Here is a 24,168-nt window from a genome sequence, read left to right on the forward strand (position 1 = left end):
GTTCGGAGGAAAATAAGTTAATCATCAAAATGAAAGCTTTTGATCTACCACCGGTGTTTTTCAGCATGTCCTATATTAGATACCCGTTGGACAACCTAGCTATGAGGCACAAATGTATCTCTACCCCAACACAAGTGGATGTGTTTATTTTCCCCCGATAATGAAATGGATTCCCCACCGGGAAGCCTTAATGGAGCTTAACTGTTAAGCTTGATTTTTGTAAGTGCTTAATTAGCATCGAGTTGATCTGTTTTGTCTTGCTGGCATTAAATTGGAATTACATCCTACAGATTAACAAATTCAACTAATCAAAATATAAATATTATGAGCGCATTTGAAGATAAGGTAAAAGGAAACTGGAATGAAATCAAAGGTAAATTAAAGCAGCAATACGGTGATTTGACCGATGATGATTTGATGTATAGCGAAGGGAAATCCGATGAACTATTGGGGAAAATTCAAAAGAAAACAGGAAAAACTAAAGAAGAAGTAAAAGGTTTCATTGATGGCCTTTAAGTCGAGACCTATAAAAAGTAAGAAAAGGAAGGTTCAATTTCGAGCCTTCCTTTTTTTTGCCCGAATCATAATATCGAAAGGAATATAGACGGGCTAATTGCAGGGCTGAAGCTAATTATGTTCAAAATCTCCATTTTATCATTTTCCTATAAAAGGAATAGTTCAGAATCAAATTACCTAATTTTACACTGAGCAAGTACAATTGGTGGGCGTGTTGACAATAGTTGGGCTGATTAACTCTAGACAGAAGGAAAATGCAACGTGTACCTTTACCTTTTCGATTAAACTTTAGAGCTGGAATCTTTCCCCAGTGCAAAGCCACAAATCATCGGGCAATATCAAACCAAGCTGTGAAAAACAAGTGTGCATAACTGATCAATACTTAGCTGAGTTTAAAGAAACGGTGCTGGGATATTCTCCGCTTTCTGACGAGTCATTTTCCTTGTTTGAAGCTATTATTAACTTTCAAACGCTGAAAAAAGATCAAATACTTCTAAATATTGGCGATGTGGCGAAGCATATTCATTTTGTCTGTGAAGGTGCCATAGTAGCTTTTTTCACAGATAGTGAAGGGAATACATACAATAAGAATATCTTTTTGGAAAAGCAGTTTGCGGGTTCTACTGTATCGGCATTGTTGAAGATTCCCTCTGAATTCACCTTGCAGGCCATAGAAAAAACCACCCTGATAAGCGTTGATTATTATCGATACAAGGAGCTTATTTCCAAAAACGATGAGGTTAAAAATTTTTACATTTCCTACCTCGAAAAGAATTGGGTAATTGATAAAGAACAACGGGAAATTTCCTTGGTAATGGAAAATGCCACAACGAGATATTTAAAGTTTTTGGATAGATATCCCAACATAGACACGAGAATTCCCTTGCAGCACATCGCATCGCATTTGGGAATTACTCCCACACAATTGAGCAGAATAAGGAAAGATTTGAAGTAAATCTGGTTGACCTTATCCGATAGCCATCGGATGAGGTCAATTCGCTTTATTTTTTAACATTCAGGCGGGACAGAAATAGCATTCATATTGAATAAATCCCATGCTGATTTCACGTCACTCCCCGGATTAAAATCGGATATGCCTAAAAAAAATGTCCGTCTCAACATATGTAAAGAGTGCCTTGGATTCTTTGGGATAATTTTACCATATGAATCAATCATTATTATCCATAATAGCTTTCATAGGCGGAGTTTGCTTAGCTATACAGGCAGGTTTTAACACCCAATTGGGTGTGTTGGTTAAAAAACCCATTCTTGCATCCATTTCGACATCAATCAGCGGAGTCCTGTTTGCCTTCGTCTTTGTTTTGCTCTTTTCGAAAGATATACCCACTATCCAAACAGCAAAACAGGTTCCTTGGTATCTGTGGTTTGCCGGAGGCTTGTTTAGTATAATAGGAATTACCTTGTACTATTTTACAATTCCCAAACTGGGTATCTCTAAAATGATTTCTATGGGATTGTGCGGGCAGCTTGTATTTTCTGTAGTAGCGGGGCATTTCGGCTGGCTGAATTTACCTTTCGAACCCATCACATTGAAAAAGATGATTGGGGTATCCGCAATGATTTTAGGAATAGCTTTTATCAACTCAAACTAGCATACAATGAATACTGTCAAAGAGAAAAATATCAACAACCTGATTTCCTTATGGGAAACTATAGGAAACTCATTTCAAAAGCAATTTTCTCAAAATACTATAAGCCATTGTCAAGTCACCGGTTCTGAATGGCCCAATCGGGTATGGTTTACTTCAGAAGTTACGGAAGAAACGTTGGAGACAGCGATAGAAATTGTTTGGAGCTCGTCGATACCCTTGACCCTAAGCCATTGGAGTGATTTTGAAAACGAGCTTCATCCTATTTTTGAGCAATTTCGCTTTGGCACGAAGTCAGAGCAAATCGGAATGTCTCTTAAGCTTCAGGATAAGCACAATCACTCCAATCGTGTAACTCTGGAAAAAGTGATGGAAGAGAGTCAGGTAACTGACTGGAGCGCATTATATCCAAGAAGTTTCGGGTACAAAATCTCCGCAGAAATTCTCAATAAGACCAGCCATTTAATTCCCTATTACCTTGTTCGCTTCAATGATCAGATAATCGGGACAGTTATCGCATACAAAACAGAAAATGTATTGGGAGTACACGGATTGGGGATTATTCCTGAGTTCAGGAAGCAAGGTTTGGCAGAAGAAGTAATGGCACATCTGATCAATAATGCCATCGATGACCATGTAGAATTTGTGACGCTTCAATCTTCTGCAATGGGAAAAAATATCTATCAAAAAATGGGTTTTTCCGAAGATTTTCTAATGACAAATTATAGATTGATAACCGGCAAATAAACAATTATGGAAAATATTGGATTAGCGCATTGGTCAGATTAATCAAACACCAAAACGGATGACCTCCGGACTATAATGAGGTTTTGTTCTCTGTTCTTAATACGGACCAGCACAAGATACGAACCATTAGGGGCTGCGGAATTATTAAATGTTCCATCCCATATGCAGGACGATTTCACCTCGTTTTTTAAATTTTTATCCTCACAATAGTAAATAAGTTGTCCCCAGCGATTATAGATAGACAACTCAAGCTCATCTGTCAAATTATCAGGATAGACTTCAAAGGTTCTTTCTGGATCACCCGGTCGAATAGCGGTAGGGTGGATCACCTCAGGGTCACATTTGATCTCCACTTCAAAATCGGCAAAAAAGTCACATCCCAACCAGTCTTTTGCTATTAGGCTATAAGAGCCTGCCAGCGTAGGGATAAATACAGGAGAATCACTAACCTCAATTCCGTCCAGAATCCAGCTGTATTCAGTAAATCTGCTTCCCGGTTCTATAGCAGCCAAGACATTCTTTTTTGCACAGATCGTGTACAGACTGCTAAGTGCGGGAGGCTCAGTAAAAGATTGTGTAATCTGGATCTCGCCGAGCCCCACCCTGCATCCATCCTTATCTGTAATGGTAACACGATAGAGGCCCTCTCCCTGCACAATCAGCATTGTACTGTTGTCGAATGCATCAAGATGTTCGTCTCCTTCTGAATTGATGCTGAACCATTTTACTTCATGCTCAGTTACATCATCCTTTAAGAATATGGAAGTGGAAGTATCTTCGCTACAGTAAGGCATTACTTCGAGCTCCAGCGGTGCAGGGAGGAGAATGTCTGATTGAAAGGGTTTTTCCACAGGGCACAGCACTTGTTGAGGATCAGCTCCTGTAATCTTGTAAGTTCCTGTCTGTATTATGGAAAAGTAGCCATCGTAATCAGGATTTATTACAGATCCATCAGGTGCTATAAGAGTAAATACCAGCTCTTGCCCAGTCTCTGGGGCAAGCAAATATTCACCACATGCTTCTACTTGAGCGGGAATTGAGAATTCTACATCACCTCTTTCTTCGATACTGATTATTCCGGGTACTGAGTGGGACTGCCCTTCCGAATCCCAAATATCCAGCATGTAATCTCCGGCAGGAACTTGATGTTGAATCTGGTTTTTATTTTCAAATTTGCCATGGTATTCTTTGCCGTCTTCAAGGTTTTGAATAGTGTATGTGCCGCTCTGCAGTTGTTGCCAATAGATAGTGATAGGTCCAAGTGCTATGCCGTTTGACTGGCAGGCTACTGGGGATGTAACGAGCTCATACTCTAAAAATCCGGGTGAGAAAATAACTCCCGGTACTTCTAACAGTTGATCGTCATAGACGAATTCGCCATACCGGTCTGCACCATTTGTGCTAGCGTTAAGTAAGATAAAGCCATATTGTAAGTCCCATAAGGTTACGTTATAGGAGAAGGTAAAAGTCTTTTCTTCAGCGGGGTTTAAATTCGGGATATTCCAGTTGTTGTAGGTTAGATGTTCATTGACCACTATGTTTTCCAGTCTGACCCCACCGGTGTTTTTCACCACGAGGGTAAACGTGATAAGTTCTTGCTCCCCGCTATAACTATCCGGATCTGCGGTGAGAGACAGCTGGATCTTAGGTCTGAGGCTACAGTCTTCCACTAGGAATTTAACTTCCTTACGAAAGCTCTCACATTCGCCTTCTTTAAATTGACTTACCCATATAGAGAGCTCTTTCGGTGCTGATAGGTCAATATGGGGAGCAGTGGAGAGCGGTGAAGTCAGAGGATCATTATCCTCATAATAAAATACCGTGAATCCAGGCGTTGCTTCCACATCGAATTGTGTGGAAGCCTGTTCCATACACATAATTATATCTTCCGTTATCGGTTGTGGAGCTCTGGGTCTGACATTTAAATCGACCGGTATCCGCATGCCTGTACAGGAGCCGATAGGACCCTCGGATACCCACACTCTTTCGGTTCCTGCAAAAGAAGTGTTTACATAATAATCCAGCAAGGGTGTGCCACCCATCTCGTCTGAAAAGAAATAGATTTGATACCCTTCGTCACTGGGAAGGATAAGCTCGGCCAGATTAGCGGGAGTGTCTCCCAGACAGAATTCAGGAAGGTCAATAGGGGTAAGGTCGGTAAATAATTCGAATCCGGAGCAATGGGTCGCTGCAAATTCAGCTTTCCCTGTGATAGGGACTTCCAAAGGACCGTAGATTCCATAGCCGGAACAGTCATCATCCATAAACCCTTTAATAAAGGGAATATCGGAATATGCTTGCTTGGAGATGCCTCCAATGCCCGAAATACTGCCATTGACGGAGACTATTGCATCACAATTATCGCTTGCAAGTACAAAGCAATCTTCCGTTAGCTTCAAGGTGTATTGTAGGGAAGCGATTAGTTCTTCTGGATTTTCTGTCAAAGGAACAGTGCCGAGCTCCCATATGATAGCTCCTGACAAACCCTGGTTAGGATCGAATGTCACGTTGCCATAGGTGTTGGGTATCACCTCTGCATTAACGAAAATAGCAGTATATGGAACCGGAATGACAATTCGGGTTTGTTCTGAGGTTTCGGAACCTGCATTTCTGATGTCCACTTGGTAGGTAATTTCCTCACCGGGTCTAGCGGATGGAGAATCAGTCGGGATTTCTCCGTCTATTGATATGATTTGGTTGTGGGCTTGTATTTCTAGAGAATAAGAAAGAACCGAAAAAGCTAATGAGTAGAGTGTATACAGGTCTTGGTTAGTCCCATACCTGAAACGGGCTGAAGTTTGATCATTTGCAATGATCGAATTTTGGGGATTGGGAATGTCCCATTGTACGATGTCTATTCCTGTGTTATTATTCAGAAAAGGGTTTCTGGGATTCTCCTTTAAGCTTCCGTCTGCCATCTTTACAGGAGTATAAATCGATGAATTAAAGAAATTGTCGGGCGTGTTTTTGGGGTGGGACAAGCGTGTCCATACCCCTTTTTGATCCAGTATTTCCAGAAAATCCCCGGAAGTGGGTTTATCCCCTTCTCCGGCCATGAGCCCCAGCTTAAGGCTTACAGGGCCTTCTTTTACTGTTCCAAATCCTTTTATTTCAATTTCACCAACTGTCTCAGCTCCGTTTTTAGCTTCTACGAATGTGTATCCGTCAAATATGGTGACATCACGGAAGTTCATTTTGGCATTTTGATAAACTACGATTAATCCCCAATGACCGTAAAAGCCGGTATTGTCTGACATGCCTTCCGTGAGTGCAATATCTGCCACTGTATATTGTCCACTGCCATGGCTTCTGATGAGTTGGGTGACATCGGCGTAACCTACATACATTTCGCCCAGCTCTTCCTGTGGAAAAAGTATGGCGTTGCCCGCTGCAGTCACTTCTACATATTCAGTTGCGCCCGGTGCTTTTAATTTTACCCGCCGCCTGTCGAATTGTGCAGTTTGATAAATATAAGGTGTGTAGGTGCCTGAGGTGACCAATTTGATAGAGTTGTTGGTGTCATCAGTCTCATTTACGATGGCAGGTACCGATCTAGTCAATTCGCCGATGGAAAAAGATAGACCTTCAAATGAAAAAGTAATGGGCTTAAAAGTGGCTTTAGATTTTCCATTTGAAGTAGAAACCTCTAAGTCTTCAACATACATAAATCCATACAGATGATCTAAACTATATAGAATGGTACCATCATTCGCAAACTGGAAAGTTATAGTTTGCGATCCGTCATGAGAAAAAAGTTCGTAGACGGGGAAGTATAAATCATCGTGGTCAGAGGCATAAGAGATATTAAAGGTGTAGGGGAAATAATCTACTTCTTCGGCAGTGGTGATTACTGCCTCTTTTTTGTCTAATGTGACTGGGGCAAGCTTATTTTTTTTGGTTGTCTCAAAGGTCAACCCTTTGCCAAGCTCAGTCCTGCCTGACCAATATAGTCCTGCATATAGAATTTCGGAACAGTTTGGGTCTGCTCCATTTTCCTCAGAAAACAGGAGGGTAGCGGAAGAAGAGTTAAATGTTTCTTGGTCGTCGTCTACGTCTACAAATTTCATTTCCTCCATTGCATTCTGCACGTCATCTTGGTAATTTTCCATGGTGAGGTTGGTGTTGCCGATGGTTGTGAAATCACCTCTGATATGAAAAATATTATTCTTAGGTGCCGGGTATCCTACCCGATGCCGAAAGGGTACCCTATTGTCATTTTGTGCATTGGTAGAAGTGACCAGAGCAAGCAGGCTTATGCAAGTCAGTACGAATAGTAGGAATGAAGATTTCCCGAAAAACATGAAGTGGCAATTGAAAAGTGTTGGAAATGGGCATCTAAATATGCAAATAAATTTCAATCGGAAAAATAGAGGTTTAATTAAAACTTAGTTTTTCTTTAGAGGACATAAAATATAATAACATTTATAACGCTGCCAATGAAAAAGTAAATTTCAAACGAGGATAATCGCCTTGAATCTGATATTGAATCAGAATCAACCTTAGTTTCAAGGATTGTTTTTGCAGTGGGAGACAGTGCGAAAAGATGCCAAACAAAGTGTATTATTTATCGTCTATGGTTTTCTGACAATCATTCCTTTTTCAGATATAACTGTACGATAAAACCCTTTACGACATGCTTTGTCAAATTTAGAAAGTCCTTTATGAGCCTTTCTCTTTTGTCTAGTATCTTGCAGAAGTAAGTCTAGCCAGCAAATGAATAATACTCCCCTTGCAGAACGAATGCGGCCCACCCGATTAGAAGACCTGATCGGACAGGAGCACTTGTCTTCGTCTACCTCATTTCTTTTCAAAGCGATAAAATCAGGAAATGTTCCGTCTCTGATTCTCTGGGGGCCTCCCGGAGTGGGGAAGACGACTATTGCCAATATTATAGCCAATGAAATCAAAGCACCGTTTTATACCCTCAGCGCGATCAGTTCCGGTGTGAAAGATATTCGGGAAGTGATTGAGAAAGCAAAGTTCCAGCAGGGTGTGGTGCTTTTTATTGATGAAATTCACCGATTCAATAAATCCCAGCAGGATGCGCTTCTGGGCGCAGTGGAAAAGGGGGTAATCCGTCTGATCGGAGCCACTACAGAAAATCCATCCTTTGAAGTCAATGCTGCCTTACTTTCCAGATGTCAGGTTTTTACATTGAATTCATTGGGCAAAGCTGAGCTGGAAGGAATGATTCGTCAGGCATTGGAAAAAGATGCTGAACTGAAAAAGCTTGACGTAAAACTTAAAGAGAGTGATGCACTCCTGCGCATTTCGGGTGGAGATGGGCGTAAGCTGTTGAATTTGCTGGAGATTGTGATCGATGGGATCAATGAGGATCCCTGTGTGATAACTGACGAAAAAGTCATGAAAATTGCACAGCAGAAAGTAGCGCTTTATGATAAGTCCGGCGAGCAGCACTACGATATTATTTCTGCCTTTATCAAATCCATCCGCGGCTCGGACCCCAATGCTGCCGTATACTGGTTGGCACGAATGATAGAAGGGGGAGAGGATGTCAAGTTTATAGCGAGACGCTTGGTGATCTTAGCGTCTGAGGATATAGGAAATGCCAATCCCAATGCCTTGCTTTTGGCTACAAATTGTTTTGAAGCGGTGAAGATTATAGGCTATCCTGAATCCAGGATTATTCTTTCGCAGTGCGTGACTTATTTGGCGAGTTCCCAGAAAAGCAATGCTGCCTATATGGCAATTAATCAGGCTCAGGCTTTGGTTCGGGAAAAGGGTGATTTGTCTGTACCGCTTCATCTACGCAATGCCCCAACGAAACTCATGAAGGATTTGAACTATGGCAAAGCATATAAATATTCCCATGACTTTTCCGGTAATTTTGTGAACCAGGAGTTTTTACCTGATGAAATCAAAGGTTTAAAACTCTATGATCCTGGAGAAAACGCACGGGAAAATGAACTTAGAAGATATTTAAGTTCGAAGTGGCAGGGGAAATATGGGTATTGATGGAAAGCTGAAATCAAAATTTTTCAATTTTCAATTATTCTGATTTTCAATTGGTTAATTAAGAATGCTGAATGGCAAACGTTGAATGCTGAAGTTTGGAATGCCATTCATCTTTTTTATCATCAATGCTATAAACCTACAAACCCCATAAAAATAATAGAGAATTGTATTCTTCATTCAGATTTTTCATATATTTGTCACACTAACTATTGGTATGACACAAGAGCAATATTCCAAGTATTCATTTCTATTGGACCGCACAGCCCGAAAAGTGAAGCAATATGCTCAGCAGCAGTTCAAGTCAGGCGATTTTGATGTGACTGTTGACCAGTGGTTGGTATTGAAGAATCTGTCAGAAAACGACGTGCTAAGTCAGACGGAATTGGCAAACTTGGTTTTCAAGGACCATCCTACGCTTACTCGTATTATTGATTTGCTTTGCAAAAAAGGCTATGTAGAACGTGTGCCACATCCTCAGGACAGACGTAGCTTTCAGCTGCATTTGACAGAGACAGGAGTATCCAAAGTCTCTTCTTTGAGACCTGAAATACATCAGATTAGAGAGAAAGCGTGGGAGAATTTGAGCCCCCGTGATTTCGAAGAATTCAAGCGGATTCTAAATACGATTTACCAAAATCTAAATGGCGAATCACTCGACCAATAAGTAGTTAATCAAAAAAGAGAATTTTTAACCAGGGGAATCCCCAAATTTTCATTCACCATGATCCATACAGACCTTTGTATTATCGGAGCCGGCCCAGTAGGCCTATTTGCAGTATTCGAAGCAGGTTTGCTGAAAATGCGCTGCCACCTCATCGATGCTCTGCCTCAGGTGGGAGGCCAGCTTTCGGAAATCTATCCGCAGAAGCCTATTTATGATATTCCGGGCTATCCAGAAGTGAATGCGCAGGATCTTGTGGACAATCTGATGGAGCAGGCTAAGCCTTTTTCTCCTACGTTCACTTTGGGTGAGCGTGTGGATCATCTGGACAAGCAGGAAGATGGTTCCTATATAGTGACGACAAGCGACAAAACCAAAGTCCATGCGCAGGTAATTGTCATAGCAGGTGGTTTGGGTTGCTTCGAGCCTCGAAAGCCTGTTGTGGAGAATTTGGAGATTTTTGAAGGTAAAGGAGTTACCTATATGGTGAAGAACCCGGAGACCTTCCGTGATAAGAATGTCATTCTTGCGGGTGGTGGAGATTCTGCTTTGGATTGGACTATTTTCCTTTCGAAAGTGGCTAAAAGAGTGACCTTGGTTCACAGAAATGAAACTTTCCGCGGAGCACCTGATTCTGCGGCCAAAGTATTTGATCTGGCAAATAATGGGAAAATTGATCTGATCCTTTCTGCAAACCTCAAAGAACTTGGAGGAAACGGAAAATTGGATTCAGTGACTTTCGTGGATAAATCCAAAATCGAAATAAAATTGGAGGCAGATTACCTGATTCCTTTGTTTGGGCTGAGTCCTAAGTTGGGGCCGATTGCCGACTGGGGATTGAGCATCGACAAAAATGCGATAGAAGTAGATACCCGTGATTACTCTACCGGAGTGGAGCGGATCTATGCGATCGGTGATATCAATACTTATCCGGGCAAGTTGAAGCTGATACTTTGTGGATTCCACGAAGCTGCGATTATGATGCACTCTGCCTTTAAGTATGTGTACCCGGATCAAAAATTGAGCTTTAAATACACGACTGTCAATGGTGTAAATTCATTTTAATAGTAGTTTTGCAGCATGGTTAATTTCACTGTAGAAGATCAGGATGGAAATCGTCAAGAATGCGAAGCGCCGGATGACATGGGCTTCAATCTGATGGAAATCCTAAAAGCATACGAATATCCGATTTTGGCTACCTGTGGAGGCATGGCACTATGTGGCACGTGCCATATAGAAGTGCTGGAAGGTAAAGATGAGCTTGGACAGGCTACTGATCCTGAATTGGATCAGCTGGAAAATCTACCGGAGTATTATCCGACTTCCAGGTTGGCCTGTCAAATTAGAATAGGAGATGTATTGGAGGGTGCTGTTCTGAAGCTCCGCGGAGAAGATCAGTAAGCAGTCGTAAATATCTCGTAAATATAAAAAGCCACTCAGCAATGGGTGGCTTTATTTTTTATAACCGCAAAGGTCACGAAGGTATCGCAAAGGTCACAGTTGTCCTGCTTCTCCAGAAGCTGGACTTGTTAAACCATAGGGGTTGTCTTAAAAATCCTTAATGCTATTTTGAGATGAGTAGCTTTTGCTATTTTAGAGCATTATGAAATATCTGTTCACTTTCTTTTTTCTGCTGCCTGTTTTTTCAAAGGCCATTGCTTGTAGTTGCTCTTATCCTAGGCTTGCAGACTCTTACAGGTTCGCGTCAAATGTGATTTCCGGAAAAATCATTGGAGTTTCGACCTATGAAAAGGATGAAGCTTTATTGAGGATTACAATGGATGTGTATGAAGAATTTAAAGGCTCGGGTCTAAAAGAATTTTACATTTTCGATCCAGAGAAAGCAGATGGCATGTGTAATGTCTATATGCACAAGGGCGAAGAGATTCTTGTTTATCTAGAGAAATATGAGAATGGCTTGACGATGACGAGTTATTGTTCAAGAATGTTCCCTCTCAAATACATGGATAAGTATCCTCTAGAATTGGAAATACTTCGAAAAATTAAGGAGAATGACCTTAGTTATATTTCTAGGTTTGCTGTTGATACTTATCAGAATGATTTTTTCAGTAAGCTATCCAGAATAGAATCAAATGGCTCTATTCCTAAAATTGGAATTTTCGAAGTACAGTTGGACAGATTAAACTATTGGACAGACGTTAATGTGATCGAAGGATTTCAGGAAGATATTGATCTGAAAATATTAAAATTAATTAAAGAATCTGAGTGGATCTTAGATAACTATTACTCGGAGGATCCAATTCCTATACTTGCAAAATTCTTCCTTGTAATTGAAAATGATTATTGGCAAATGAGTGGCTCGTATATGCTTAATGAATATAATTTTATGTGATTATCTGCAATGATTCCAGTAGCCATATTTTCCTTGTTTTACTGGACGGAAGACCGATGAAGGGTGACAGAAGTGGCCGTGACGCTAGTGTTTTTCGAATATTATGGCACCTTTCTTCCGTTATTGGTAGAAAAGCTGATATACATATAATTTTAAATAATTTGATAAAAAAGTATCCAGTTTCTTGCCTTTCACACAGTTGTCCTGCTTCTTCTGAAGCTGGATTTATTTTTGTTTACAAGGAAGATAGGGTTTGTCTCACAAATGTTTTTAGGGAAAAAGTGTAAATTACTTCAAATTGAAGAGTTATTGTGACCAATGCCAAATAGCAATGAAAACCCTCCTTCTCCCATTCTTTCTCCTGATCAGCTCAGCGGCATTTTGCCAGAATCCTTTGAATACAAAGGGAGAATCCCAAGAGATTATTGATTTGATCGGTTCATATTCCAAAGCCCGGGACACAAGAGATACTGTATTGCTGAAAGAGATCTTGACTGAGGATATTGATCAGCTCGTTTCTTCCGGTGAGTGGCGCAAAGGACTGGGCGAAGCCGTAAAAGGAATGAATGAAAGTTCTGTCTCAATTCCAGGTGATAGAATTCTAAAAGTGGAGTCTATCCGGTTTCTCAATCCCGATGCTGCAATTGTGGATTGCCGCTATGAGATCAAAAATGCCGATAGAACTATTCGCAAGATGTGGAGTACCTTCGTAGTGGTGACGGAAACCGAACAGTGGAAAATTTCGGCTATCCGAAATATGCTTCCGACGGGGGAATAATCTATTATCCATTCACTGACGTTGTCTTTATTTATTTCAGCCCATTTGGCACTTGGATAAGCTTTTGCAAAAGCTGCCGGGATTTTCGCTTTTGAAGCTCCCCATTTACATTCAATTGCCTGTATTTGCTGATTGCTGTTGATTTCGAGCAGATCAATTTCTTGTCCGTCATACGTCCTCCAAAAGCATAAGTGAATCATGCTCATTGTCCTCAAGGATATTTTCGATAATAGTGGTTTTGCCGGTTCTTCTGCTTCCGTACAGTATCAGAACTTTTTGTTTTCCAATTTGATCGGACAGCCGTTGTCCAATAAACTTTGGGATTTCCATGGTCATCTGATTAAGGTAATTTATTAAAATGTTCATTAGGCGGTTTGTGCTGATCTGTTTAGAAAAGCTCAGTGTTATTGCAATTGAAGGCTCTTTTTTCTAACCAATTTTTTAAAAGTAGAAATGTCGAGTAAACGCATTTTTATTTGTATAGCAAAAATGATTTTGTTTTTTGGTTTAAATTTACCCGAAAGATTAATTTTAAACAGATTTTTATCTCATTTTGAGCGATACAGAACCCCTATATTATGAATAGAAAATTATTTGTCCTGCCGGCATTACTTTTGGCTGGGATGACTTTTGCCCAAGAAGTAGATCTTGAGGCAATTGAAAAAATCAAAAAAGAAGGCTTGGGAAATTCCAAAGTAGAGGAAATAGCATTTCAACTAGTGGATAAAGCAGGGCCAAGACTTAGCAACTCGGAAGGTTACGAGCGGGCTACCGAATATGCCATCAAACAATTGTCGGATTGGGGTTTGGAAAATGCTGCTGCAGAGCCTTGGGGTGAGTTTGGACGTGGTTGGGAAATGGAGAAAAGTTACATCGCAATGACTAAACCCTATTACATGCCTTTCATTGCCATTCCAAAGGCTTGGACAGAAAGCACGAAGGGTGAAGTAAGCGGTAAAGTTATTTTTTTGGATATCCAAAAGGAAGAGGACTTTGCCGAATACAAGGGCAAACTCAAAGGGGCTATCATTGCCATCAAGCCTACCGGCACACAGGAACCAACATTTGAACCGGATGCGGTCAGATACACTGTCGAGCAATTGCATGGCATGGAGCATCCAACACCTCGGGGAAATAGCGGCTATACGCCGGAAATGCTCGCCCAATTCAGGGCGGCACGTGAATTTGCTGCCAAAGTCAATTTATTTATCGCTGAAGAAGGTGCTGCATTGATCATCAAAGGGGTTAATGGTCGTCATGGCACGCTATTTACAAGTAGCCCAAGAGGCTATTTGAAAGATACGCCTGTCGGTGTCCCTGAACTGGAAACTGCGCCGGAAAATGTGAATCTTATGGCAAGATTAAGCGAAAATGGGGTGAAAGTCGAGGTAGAGGCAGAGGTTAAGACCCGGTATAGAACTGAAGATCTGCAAGGCTATAATGTGATAGCAGAAATTCCCGGTTCTGATCCTTCATTGAAGTCAGAGGTTGTGATGCTTGGTGGACACCTGGATTCCTGGCATGGGGCAAATGGGGCTACTGATAATGCTGCCGGCTGTATTGTAATGATGGAAGCTGTAAGGATTTTAAAAGCAACTGGTCTTCAGCCCAAAAGAACGGTTCGCATTGCGCTTTGGGGTGGAGAAGAACAGGGGTTGCATGGCTCAAGAGGCTATGTGAAAAACCATTTCGGAGACCGGGAGACGATGGAATTAAAGCCTGAATATGAGAAGATTTCTGCCTACTACAATATTGACAATGGAACTGGACGGATTCGTGGGATTTATTTGCAGGGAAATGCAGCTGTAGAACCTATTTTCAATGAATGGTTTACTTCTCTGGATGATATTGTAGAAGACCGTACCATTACGATCAGCAACACAGGGGGCACAGACCACCAGAGTTTTGATGCCTTAAGTATCCCAGGCTTCCAGTTTATTCAGGATCCTATCGAGTACCGTACGAGAACCCACCATACCAACATGGACACATTTGAGCGATTGGAGTTGGATGATTTGAAGCAAATGTCAGTAGTCATCGCTTCCTTTGTGTTCAATACTGCCCAAAGAGACGGGATTCTTCCCAGAAAAGAATTAACAAAAACTGAATAAATAACCTACAATCAACCAAATGTAACCGGATACGAAGCAATTTGTATCCGGTTTTTTTGCGGAATGTAGGTGTACTTCTACTTCGCTTGATGTAATAATTTCGGTTTTTGAAACAGATCTCCTTTTTTAGTTTAGGAAGAAGCATTGATTCTGCTCAATTGCCTTTATTTTTAGCAAAACAAAATCCGGAATGTTGACCAAAGAAAAAGCAATTTTCAATTGGAGCGGAGGTAAAGATTCCGCACTTACCCTATACAAATTACAGCAGTCACAAGACTTTGAAATTGCCTGTTTGCTGACGAGTATCAGCGGGAAGTATCAACGGATCTCTATGCATGGCGTTCGGGTGGACTTATTGGAAGCACAAGCTGAACATATTGGAATTCCTCTGGTGAAAATGGAAGTTCCCGATATGCCGTCTATGGCTGTCTATGAAGAAACCATGCGGAATATGCTTTCCGGATTGAAGAAAGAAGGAATCACTGCCTCTGTTTTTGGTGATATTTTTCTGGAAGATCTGAGAACCTATCGTGAGGGTAAATTGGCGGAGTTGGATTTAAAGGGTGTATTTCCTCTTTGGAAGCGACCAACAGATCTACTGATTCGAGAATTTCTGGATTTGGGTTTCAAGACAATCACTACTTGCGTGAATGAAAAGTATTTGGATAAAAGCTTTGTGGGGAGGGTGATTGACGAAGAATTTTTGAAAGATCTACCCGACGATGTGGATCCCTGCGGAGAGAATGGCGAATTTCACACGTTTGTATATGATGGGCCGATTTTCAGCAAGCCTATAAATTTTAAAAAGGGAGAGATTGTTCTCAGAAAATACGAAGCACCCAAAAGCGAAGATGATGCTGACCAATGTTTTTCCGATAAGAAAGAAGATCCCGCAAGGTATGGATTTTGGTATTGTGATTTGATTCCTGTTTAGACATTTTACTTTTCAACACTATCGATCTTTACTCCCAGAGTAAGCTCTAATGCTATAGATTGTCCGATTTCTTCTTCGATTTCCTGCTGAATTTCTAAAAAATCCTGCTCATCGAGCGCTTTTTCTGATAGGATTGTAACAGATAATTTGAGCGGTTGCATCTGGACTACTTTTACTTGCCGTAGTAAGCCATGTGGGATTTCTTTTCCGCTTAGTCCTTGGATGATTTCGTTTTCTTCCACCATTTTATTGAAAGTCAAGCCTAGCGGCAATGCGATAGCGATCAGAATTCCAAGGCTGATGAGCAAACCTCTTTTGGCAAGCCGAAATGGACTGAAGCCTAGCATAAGAAAAGTCAGGGAGGCAGCCATCACGATTCCTGCAAGGTTTGTTCCCAGCAAAAGCATCGCCCCCCAAAACACATTCCAATCTAACCATCCAATACCAATTCCTGCAACAGCAAGGGGTGGTACTAAAGCAACCGAAATCGCAACTCCAGCCAGCGTTTTGGATATTTCTTCTTTTGAATAGGCATAGGCTCCCGCTATTCCTGAGGCAATGGCAATTCCTAAGTCAAGGAGATTTGGACGGATTCTGGCGGTGATCTGATTATTGAGATCTTCAAGTGGAGTGATCCAAGTGATTAGGATTGAAAATATCAAACCCAATACAATTCCCCAGAATATAGTGACCATACTATTCTTTATCAGCAGCGTATCTTGCCTAAGTGCACCCATGGCCAAGGAGATAATTGGCCCCATCAGTGGAGCCAGAATCATCGCACCAATCACCACAGGGGCTGAATCCCCGAAAAGCCCAAATGTCGCAATCATGGTCGACAAAGCCATCAAAACCAAATAGCTGGAACCTGTCTGTGCGTTTTTTCTCAGTAGAGAAAATAAGTCCTTAAATTCATCAGTAGTGGCATGTCTAACCCAAGGCAGATAGGAATGAAGCAGTTCTTCTTTTAGCCTTCCTGTCGGCAGTAAATTGGTGTTGATTTCAGCGGGTCCATTTATTTCTTCGGCTTTGATGAGAGATGTTCCTAGGAGCAGTTTGGCTTTTTTCTCTACAAGGCTAATGGTCAATTCTTTCTTTTTACCTTCTTCGCCGTCTAATGCAAAATCTATAGTTTCTGAGGAGGAAACTATAGCTTCACTCGTTGAAATGTATCCTACAAACTGTGGGAGAGCACCTCCCTTGATAGGGAAAAATAGATTTTGTAGCCCAAATTGGATAAGAGAAAATAGGCTTTTCGGTGCCAAAATCAAGAGGTGAACCCGTCCATCATCAAGTCCCGATCCTTGAATTACCCTTCGGAAAATCAAGTTGCTTTCACAATGTGCCACGGCGAGAATTCCCATCGCGGCAGTTTTTATCGTTTTTTCGTCATTGCTGCCATTTTTGTATGAAATTGTGTAGGGCTTGAGTTTTACCTTGCGGAAAAGTTTCAGAAGTTGCATGAAGCGGATTTTTAACCCTTCAAAAAAATTACTGGCAGAATTGGTGTATAGAATACTAAGCGAGGATCCTATTACCAAAGAGTTAAAGGTCAACTCCTTATTTACCTGCATCAGGTCTACATTAGGAATTCCCTCTGCTTCTTGAATTTCCTGCCAAGCTTTTTCCAGTGTGGCATTGATGCCAAAGCCTTTCTTTCCCTGTTCCATCTTCGGGTGGGGGAGCAGCCCTATGTTGACTTCACTGTCTTTTACTAGTTCAACAAGTTCTTTTAGAAGGAAGTCCGGCAGAGAGCAGGCGAGCCAATCATCTGATGAATACTCAGTGGGGTCAAGTTCTGCAAAAGAGACGTGGTTTTCAGGCTTAGGATCGAGCCTTTCTACTAACTCATCCAGTTTTTCCTGTTCTGTTTCCGGATCATATACAAAAGTGATTTTCTTCATTATTGAATTTTATAATGTCCAAACTGGGATGATTGCGGGTCTATGTCTTCAACTTTGCTTGAAATGTTAGCCTTTTAGTAATCAGACTGATAGGGATCGAAGTCTTTTGCCTGCTGATTAAATAAATTTCATCAATATATATTATTGCTCAGAATACGCATTCATTTCCCTCAAGCGGTCGATGCAATGATCCAAAGATCGGTAATGATGATAGATTCCCTTCCATATATTGCCTTTTCCTACAGTTTTCAACTCAGGTTGTTTATCCAGCCCGCCCGAATACCAACCACCATTTTCATGATCAATTAAGTAAGTGTCTGTGTATTTCCAGAGTTTTACAAACTTCCCGTAATAGTCCTGTGTGTCATCCGGATATAGCTCCGCCATAAGCAAAAGCGCATTCATTCCTTCTGCCTGTGCCCACCAGTTTTTAGTATCGTGGGTAATTCGGAAACCGTCCTCAAAATAATAGCCTTCATCATAAAAACCGCCGGCATTTTTATCCCAGCCATTTTCCAACGCATGATCGATCATTTTTTTAGCGACTTTATGAGTGGTGCTGTCATTTTTCCAAACTAATGTTTTTGATGCTTCTATCATCAAATATCCTGTTTCCACGTCATGACCAAATGAAACATGATCCAATTGATGATGAGCTTGAATAACTTCCTCAGTGGAATCTGCGAAAGTCACAGGTCTCCAATCAGGGTAGAGAAAAAGCGCTAAGTAGCCTTTTTTATTCACGATTTGATCTCTGATTAGAATCAACATTTCTTCCAATCGATCTCTTACCAACGGATCAGGCCATACCTGATACAATTCAGTAAATGCTTCAAGTATGTGGATGGAGCTATTTTGATCTTTATAACCTAAGTCTGAAGTTGAGGGGGCAGAAGCAGGTCTGGAAATTGGGGTTCCATCAGGATTTAAATGCTGGTAATATCCTCCATTTATAGCATCATGTGCATGATGATCTAGCCAGTGAAAAGCTTTTTTAGCCAGTTCCAAAGCAGATGTATCAGCGGATGCCCCATAGTAAGCGGCGAGGGCAAAAATTCCAAAAGCATTTCCATAGGCTGTTTTCATAGGGTCGCCCATGTGGTTTCCCTGCTTGTCCACCAGCCAATAAAATCCCCCATTTTCAGAGTCCCACATTTTATTCCTTAGGAATTCATAACCATGCTTTGATCCTTCTTTGTAGTACTCAGTTTCAGGATATTTTAAGGAGGCTTTAGCATTCGTCCATACGTGGCGGGATTGGGTTACAATCATCTTTTCCTGCTTTTCAGCAGGCTGAAAATCGTAGGAGAAATTACTCAGAAAACCACCGTCCACAGTGTCAATAGACAGGGGATACCATTTGTCCAGCACTTCCGTTTTAAGATGATGCTCCATCTTATCTGCTATAATTATTTTTTCGTTTTTTTCTGCTCGGACACATCCAACGAATACCGGCACTAATAAAAGATATGAGTATCTGATTGACATGGAGAATTTGTTTCTATGTGATAAAAATCTGGTTGTCATGAACTAAACTAGACAATTGTCGTTATATTAATGACAATTGTATAATTTTAATTGACGTGCCATGACTCAATATGCCATTTTCGATCCGGAAGTAGCTTATAATACTACTGATGACTTGTTTATAAACAACATAATTTCACTAGTCAGGCAAGGTGTTTCATTTGAAGATTTTGACAAATTCGCATCAAAGAGCGCCTTTTCATTGTCAGAATGGTCAGAATATTTGCACATCTCAGAGCGTACTATGCAACGATACCATAAAGAACAAAAGTCGTTTGATTCTTTACAATCAGAAAAGATAATCGAAATAGCATTACTTCAAAAGAGAGGTGTGGAAGTGTTCGGCAACAAGTCAAAATTTCAGAATTGGCTTGAAACGCCATGCTTGGCTTTGGGAGATTTAGAACCAAAATCTTTTTTGGACAGCAGTTTTGGAATTACCCTTTTGAAAGATGAGCTGACTAGAATTGAATATGGTGTTTTGGCATGAGAGTTTTTAGTCTTAGCAAAAAGAAGTTCTCGCACGATTTATCGGGAAAAGGAGCAGAATTAGCAGGGGGGAGATGGAATAGTAAAGGAAAGGCTGTGCTTTATACCAGCCAATCAAGGGCCCTGTGCACTGCAGAGATCGCAGTCCATACACCCTTGGGTAATATTCCCAGAGATTATGAAATTGTGGAGATTAATGTTCCTGATAGCATTCTTTCTATAGATGAAATTGAAATCACTGAGTTGCCTATAGATTGGAAATCAATTCCCCATTCACATGCTAGTCAAGAGATTGGAGATAAATTTCTTTCTGAGAATAAATTTTTGGTATTCAAAGTGCCGTCTGTGGTCGTACTGGGAGAGTTCAACTTTTTGATTAACCCTGCTCATCGAAGATTTAATGAGGTGGAAATCACTTCAATTGATCCATTTGAGTTTGATGTGCGGTTGTTTTTGAAATAAAATTATGTGATTATCCGCAATGATGCCAGTAGCCTCATTTTCTTTGGTATAACGGCAGGAAGACCGATGACAGAAGACCGAAGTGGCCTCGACACTAGTGTTTTCCAAATCCTATAATGCTTTAGTCTCTTTACTGGCAGAAAAGCGGATATACATATAAAACTATTAAGATCATTCTTCAATCAATTTCTCCAAAATCTCAATCGCAGCTTCTGATAGAACCGTTCCCGGGCCGAAAACTGCAAATACACCGGCGTCTTTTAAGTATTGATAATCCTTTGCGGGAATTACTCCTCCTGCTACCACCATAATATCCGGTCTTCCCAGTGCCTTCAATGCTTCGATCAATTGAGGAACCAGTGTTTTGTGGCCGGCTGCCAACGAGGAAGCACCGACGATATGCACGTCGTTTTCGATAGCTTGTTGAGCCACTTCTTCAGGAGTCTGGAAAAGAGGTCCTATATCCACGTCAAAACCCATGTCAGCAAAACCGGTTGCGATGATCTTTGCACCGCGGTCATGACCGTCTTGACCCATTTTGGCTACCAGTATTCTTGGACGACGACCTTCCAGTTCTGCAAATTCGTCAGATAAAGCGATTGCTTTTTTAAATGAGTCTTGATTTTTCACTTCTGCAGCATATACTCCGGTGATAGATTTGGTCTGAGCTTGATGTCGACCGAATGCCTCTTCCATTGCATTTGAAATTTCTCCCAAAGTAGCTCTTTTTCTAGCTGCATCAATCGCTAATTCAAGTAGATTTCCCTCTCCTGATTTTGCTGCCTGAGTAAGAGCTTCGAGGCTTTTATTCACGTTCTCTTGGTTTCTGGATTCTTTGATTTTTTTCAATCTGACAATTTGGGATTCCCGGACAGCTTGATTATCGACATCCCGAACTTCAATTTCAGATTCTTCATCTACTTGATAGCGGTTCACTCCTACGATAATGTCACGTCCACTATCAATTCGGGCTTGCTTCTTGGCGGCCGCCTCTTCGATTCTGAGTTTAGGCAATCCTTCTTCTATGGCTTTAGCCATTCCACCCAGTTCTTCTACTTCTTCGATCAGTTTCCAAGCCTGCCGTACTAACTGATCTGTCAAAAACTCCACATAATGCGATCCGCCCCAAGGATCAACGACTTTTGTAATGTCAGTTTCTTCCTGTAGAACCAACTGGGTATTTCTGGCAATCCTTGCTGAGAAGTCTGTAGGTAAAGCAATAGCTTCATCCAAAGAGTTTGTGTGCAAGGATTGGGTATGTCCCATGACGGCGGCTAGCCCTTCCACAGCAGTCCGTGTCACATTATTATATGGATCTTGTTCGGTCAGTGACCAGCCGGAAGTTTGACAGTGTGTTCGAAGCACAAGTGATTTGTCAGATTTTGGATTGAATTGCTTTACAATTTTTGCCCACAGCAAGCGGCCTGCCCGCATTTTGGCGATTTCCATAAAATAGTTCATTCCAATGCCCCAGAAAAATGAAAGGCGGGGAGCAAACTCATCGATGTCCAAACCGGCTTTCATCCCTGTCCTCAAATATTCCAGACCATCAGCAAGCGTATAGGCCAATTCTATGTCTGCAGTTGCTCCCGCTTCCTGCATGTGATAGCCGGAAACGGAGATCGAATTAAACCGGGGCATTCGGACCGAGGTGAATTTGAAGATATCTGCGATAATCCTCATCGACGACTGTGGTGGATAGATATAGGTGTTTCGCACCATAAACTCTTTCAAAATATCATTCTGGATCGTGCCACTGAGCTGTTCCGTTTTTACGCCCTGCTCTTCTGCAGCTACTATATAGAAGGCTAAAATCGGAATCACAGCTCCATTCATAGTCATGGATACAGACATTTGATCCAGGGGGATCCGGTCAAAAAGCAACTTCATATCTTCGACGGAGTCTATTGCCACGCCGGCTTTTCCTACATCTCCAACCACTCTTGGATGATCAGAATCATATCCCCGGTGAGTCGCTAGGTCAAAAGCTACGGAAAGTCCCTTTTGCCCTCCTGCTAAGTTTTTTCTATAGAATGCGTTGGATTCTTCGGCCGTAGAAAAGCCCGCATACTGACGGATAGTCCAAGGTCGCATGCGATACATGGTACTATATGGTCCACGTAAATAAGGAGGAATTCCTGCCGCATAATTCACATGAGAAAGCTTGGCGATCTGTTGAGCATCGAAAGATGGGGGAATGGAAATTTGCTCAGCTGACTCCCAGTTGGGCTGATCTTCCGGTTGGGCCGACTGAATTTTCGATGATTTCCAATTTTTCAATTCCGGCCTCATAAGTTGTTCAGGTTATTTTGTTCCACAAAGTATGTCATCCGACTTGGAAGTAACTCAAAGTCTTTCTCTGTTAAAGGTTCAAAAGGTAGCTGGTTTTCGAGCTTGTCTTTGGTGAGGTATTTATTGGTGCCAACTTTTATCGCTGAACCAGACAAAACTTTCTTTTGGGCAGCTTCACGGGATTTCCGGATTTCAGCATGTAGCGTGCGGTCTTCGAAGCTTTTCAGCCAACCACCATGTTCTTCCAATTCTTGCAGACCTGAAGTCACCGCTTTTTCGATCTCTGCTTGGAGCACTTCCAGATAATATGATCCTGCTGCGGGATCCATGATCTTGTCCAAATAACTTTCCTCTTTTAGAATAGAAGAAACATTCCGGGCAATTCTCTTTTCCAATAGGGAAGCATTTTTGCCTTCTGCAGGATTTACCCAGAGTGAATTTGCTCCTCCGAGGATTCCTGCCATTGCTTCATAGGTCTGACGAATCAGGCTGGTGTTTTTATCCATAAGGGATTTGCTCCAAACACCGGTGGAAGCGATTATGTACACGTTTTCCACGTCTATTTGCACACCATAATTACCTGCTAACTCTACGATCAGCTTACGCAAAGCTTTCACTTTCGCAATTTCTGCGAAATGTGAATCGCCTATAGCGGTATGGAAAGCCATATTTTCAAACATTTGACGAGCTGAGATGCCTTTCTTTGATAACTTATCTATCAGTTCAATGACTTCTCCCAGACCGTAGGTCAGTTCTTGGATTCCGGTTGCACCTGCATTCGTATAGCGGGATAAGTCAATAGTCAGCGGATAGAACTCTCTAAACTCCCTAAAGTCATTTATTGCCTGTGCTGCCAGATCAATTCCAGAATTGAAATTTTCTCCACTTCCAAATAACTCATCGCAGGGGTTCCAATGAATGGCCCCCCTCAGCATAGTAGGCTTCAAATTCAGAGATCCTATCCATTCTTGAATCAATTGGATAAACAAAGCCGTGTCTGCCGTAGGAGAGAAAATTGTTGTGATATATTCTGTGTGAACTCCTTTGAGAATCCTATTTAGATTTTGGGTTCCTTCCAGATGCAGGATAAGTCCATCTGCTCCATTTTTAAGCGCGTTCAGAATTTCCTCGTTTGAGGACTTTTCATTTTTAGGGTAAAAAGAAACCAAATTAGTCCATATTCTGGATGACATTCCAGGGATTTTCGGGGCAGGATGAAATTTATATTCCGGCGCAAGATCCTTTATGTCTTCTGAAGTATAGAATGGCTGAATTTTGATTTTCTCCCAAAGTGTGGAAGTAAGTGTGTTGTCAAAATCCTTTCCTTTTAAGTCTTGTTTTACCTGATCAATCCAGTCGTTTTTACCGGTTGGAGTGAAAGTATAGAAGTCCTGATTTGTCATAGTTGGGTTTAAAATTTCACTGAACTTGAGTTTATGTAAATAAAAACCATTACTTTATTGCTAGCTATTGATCAAAATGGTCTTTATCAAAATTAGGAAAATGCCGGGGAAATCCAGATTCTAAATTAACTGCTTTGAAAATCCGATTAGTTTCAGACTTCTTTTCAATAGATTGAAAACTATAATAGTTACCATTATAGACCAATAAGCCCTTTATATTCCAAGAATGTGGATGCTTCGGACCGAAAAGGATTTTGTCACAGAATTTCTTTCGGTTGGAAATATGTAGATGTCCAAAAACTCAATATTTCAAGAGGAAATCCATTTTTTATTTAAGTTAATTTTCATCAAATTTGACACCCTTGCACCTACTGCAAAATCTTTGTTTTTCAGAAATCTTCTCTA

20 protein-coding genes are annotated in these 24,168 nt (G+C 41.2%); 14 read left to right on the forward strand and 6 right to left on the reverse strand.

Annotated features, from left to right (window positions below; genetic code table 11):
• Positions 1 to 324: 324 nt before the first annotated feature.
• The 4 genes from ID165_RS26380 to ID165_RS26395 all read left to right on the forward strand — a co-directional run bounded on the left by ID165_RS26380 (position 325) and on the right by ID165_RS26395 (position 2,873).
• On the forward strand, positions 325 to 516 hold the full coding sequence (locus ID165_RS26380; protein WP_192348356.1) for a CsbD family protein: 192 nt from the start codon (positions 325 to 327) through the stop codon (positions 514 to 516).
• 310 nt (positions 517 to 826) lie between these two features.
• Positions 827 to 1,471 carry a Crp/Fnr family transcriptional regulator gene (locus ID165_RS26385; protein ID WP_225586910.1) on the forward strand — a complete coding sequence of 215 codons (645 nt, stop codon included), beginning with the start codon at positions 827 to 829 and terminating at the stop codon, positions 1,469 to 1,471.
• Positions 1,472 to 1,679: 208 nt separating this feature from the next.
• Positions 1,680 to 2,129: a DMT family transporter gene (locus tag ID165_RS26390; protein ID WP_192348357.1), complete on the forward strand. Its 450-nt coding sequence runs from the start codon at positions 1,680 to 1,682 to the stop codon at positions 2,127 to 2,129.
• A gap of 6 nt (positions 2,130 to 2,135) precedes the next feature.
• Positions 2,136 to 2,873: a GNAT family N-acetyltransferase gene (locus ID165_RS26395; RefSeq protein ID WP_192348358.1), complete on the forward strand. Its 738-nt coding sequence runs from the start codon at positions 2,136 to 2,138 to the stop codon at positions 2,871 to 2,873.
• 38 nt (positions 2,874 to 2,911) lie between these two features.
• On the opposite strand, the gene ID165_RS26400 is transcribed toward ID165_RS26395, so the two are convergent.
• Positions 2,912 to 7,174: a gliding motility-associated C-terminal domain-containing protein gene (locus ID165_RS26400; RefSeq protein ID WP_192348359.1), complete on the reverse strand. Its 4,263-nt coding sequence runs from the start codon at positions 7,172 to 7,174 to the stop codon at positions 2,912 to 2,914.
• Between the two features lie 412 nt (positions 7,175 to 7,586).
• Here ID165_RS26400 and ID165_RS26405 point away from each other — a divergent pair, with 412 nt between their 5' ends.
• From ID165_RS26405 to ID165_RS26430, 6 genes are all read left to right on the forward strand, one after another.
• Entirely contained in the window at positions 7,587 to 8,849 is a 1,263-nt protein-coding gene (locus ID165_RS26405) for a replication-associated recombination protein A (protein WP_192348360.1), read from the forward strand.
• Positions 8,850 to 9,063: 214 nt separating this feature from the next.
• Complete coding sequence (locus ID165_RS26410) at positions 9,064 to 9,513, forward strand: MarR family winged helix-turn-helix transcriptional regulator (protein WP_192348361.1); 450 nt, start codon at positions 9,064 to 9,066, stop codon at positions 9,511 to 9,513.
• Between the two features lie 57 nt (positions 9,514 to 9,570).
• Positions 9,571 to 10,575 carry an NAD(P)/FAD-dependent oxidoreductase gene (locus tag ID165_RS26415; RefSeq protein ID WP_192348362.1) on the forward strand — a complete coding sequence of 335 codons (1,005 nt, stop codon included), beginning with the start codon at positions 9,571 to 9,573 and terminating at the stop codon, positions 10,573 to 10,575.
• 15 nt (positions 10,576 to 10,590) lie between these two features.
• Entirely contained in the window at positions 10,591 to 10,911 is a 321-nt protein-coding gene (locus tag ID165_RS26420; protein ID WP_192348363.1) for a 2Fe-2S iron-sulfur cluster-binding protein, read from the forward strand.
• Positions 10,912 to 11,113: 202 nt separating this feature from the next.
• Positions 11,114 to 11,863, forward strand: coding sequence for a hypothetical protein (locus ID165_RS26425; RefSeq protein ID WP_192348364.1), 750 nt, complete (start codon positions 11,114 to 11,116; stop codon positions 11,861 to 11,863).
• Between the two features lie 331 nt (positions 11,864 to 12,194).
• Positions 12,195 to 12,641 carry a DUF4440 domain-containing protein gene (locus tag ID165_RS26430; RefSeq protein ID WP_192348365.1) on the forward strand — a complete coding sequence of 149 codons (447 nt, stop codon included), beginning with the start codon at positions 12,195 to 12,197 and terminating at the stop codon, positions 12,639 to 12,641.
• Positions 12,642 to 12,809: 168 nt separating this feature from the next.
• On the opposite strand, the gene ID165_RS26435 is transcribed toward ID165_RS26430, so the two are convergent.
• A complete protein-coding gene (locus ID165_RS26435) occupies positions 12,810 to 13,007 on the reverse strand; it encodes a hypothetical protein (protein ID WP_192348366.1) in 198 nt (65 codons plus the stop codon).
• A gap of 212 nt (positions 13,008 to 13,219) precedes the next feature.
• Between ID165_RS26435 and ID165_RS26440 the strand changes: the two genes are divergently transcribed.
• Entirely contained in the window at positions 13,220 to 14,752 is a 1,533-nt protein-coding gene (locus tag ID165_RS26440) for a M20/M25/M40 family metallo-hydrolase (RefSeq protein ID WP_192348367.1), read from the forward strand.
• A gap of 190 nt (positions 14,753 to 14,942) precedes the next feature.
• The gene (locus ID165_RS26445) at positions 14,943 to 15,686 is read left to right on the forward strand and encodes a diphthine--ammonia ligase (protein ID WP_192348368.1); all 744 of its coding nucleotides are present in this window, start codon (positions 14,943 to 14,945) and stop codon (positions 15,684 to 15,686) included.
• Positions 15,687 to 15,691: 5 nt separating this feature from the next.
• Here ID165_RS26445 and ID165_RS26450 read toward each other — a convergent pair whose 3' ends face one another.
• Positions 15,692 to 17,590, reverse strand: a complete 1,899-nt coding sequence (locus ID165_RS26450) for a TIGR00341 family protein (protein WP_192348369.1) — start codon at positions 17,588 to 17,590, stop codon at positions 15,692 to 15,694.
• Positions 17,591 to 17,731: 141 nt separating this feature from the next.
• On the reverse strand, positions 17,732 to 18,985 hold the full coding sequence (locus ID165_RS26455; protein ID WP_225586911.1) for an AGE family epimerase/isomerase: 1,254 nt from the start codon (positions 18,983 to 18,985) through the stop codon (positions 17,732 to 17,734).
• A gap of 193 nt (positions 18,986 to 19,178) precedes the next feature.
• Between ID165_RS26455 and ID165_RS26460 the strand changes: the two genes are divergently transcribed.
• Both ID165_RS26460 and ID165_RS26465 read left to right on the forward strand, forming a co-directional pair.
• Positions 19,179 to 19,607, forward strand: a complete 429-nt coding sequence (locus ID165_RS26460) for an antitoxin Xre-like helix-turn-helix domain-containing protein (RefSeq protein WP_192348371.1) — start codon at positions 19,179 to 19,181, stop codon at positions 19,605 to 19,607.
• A complete protein-coding gene (locus ID165_RS26465; protein ID WP_192348372.1) occupies positions 19,604 to 20,068 on the forward strand; it encodes an RES family NAD+ phosphorylase in 465 nt (154 codons plus the stop codon). Before ID165_RS26460 ends, ID165_RS26465 begins: the two co-directional genes overlap by 4 nt.
• A gap of 171 nt (positions 20,069 to 20,239) precedes the next feature.
• Here the strand turns inward: ID165_RS26465 and scpA are convergent, their stop codons facing one another.
• Positions 20,240 to 22,360, reverse strand: coding sequence for a methylmalonyl-CoA mutase (scpA, locus tag ID165_RS26470; RefSeq protein WP_192348373.1), 2,121 nt, complete (start codon positions 22,358 to 22,360; stop codon positions 20,240 to 20,242).
• Positions 22,357 to 23,763 carry a methylmalonyl-CoA mutase family protein gene (locus tag ID165_RS26475; RefSeq protein ID WP_192348374.1) on the reverse strand — a complete coding sequence of 469 codons (1,407 nt, stop codon included), beginning with the start codon at positions 23,761 to 23,763 and terminating at the stop codon, positions 22,357 to 22,359. Before ID165_RS26475 ends, scpA begins: the two co-directional genes overlap by 4 nt.
• Positions 23,764 to 24,168 lie beyond the last annotated feature (405 nt).

The sequence above is a fragment of the Algoriphagus sp. Y33 genome (genome assembly GCF_014838715.1).
GTDB lineage: Bacteria > Bacteroidota > Bacteroidia > Cytophagales > Cyclobacteriaceae > Algoriphagus.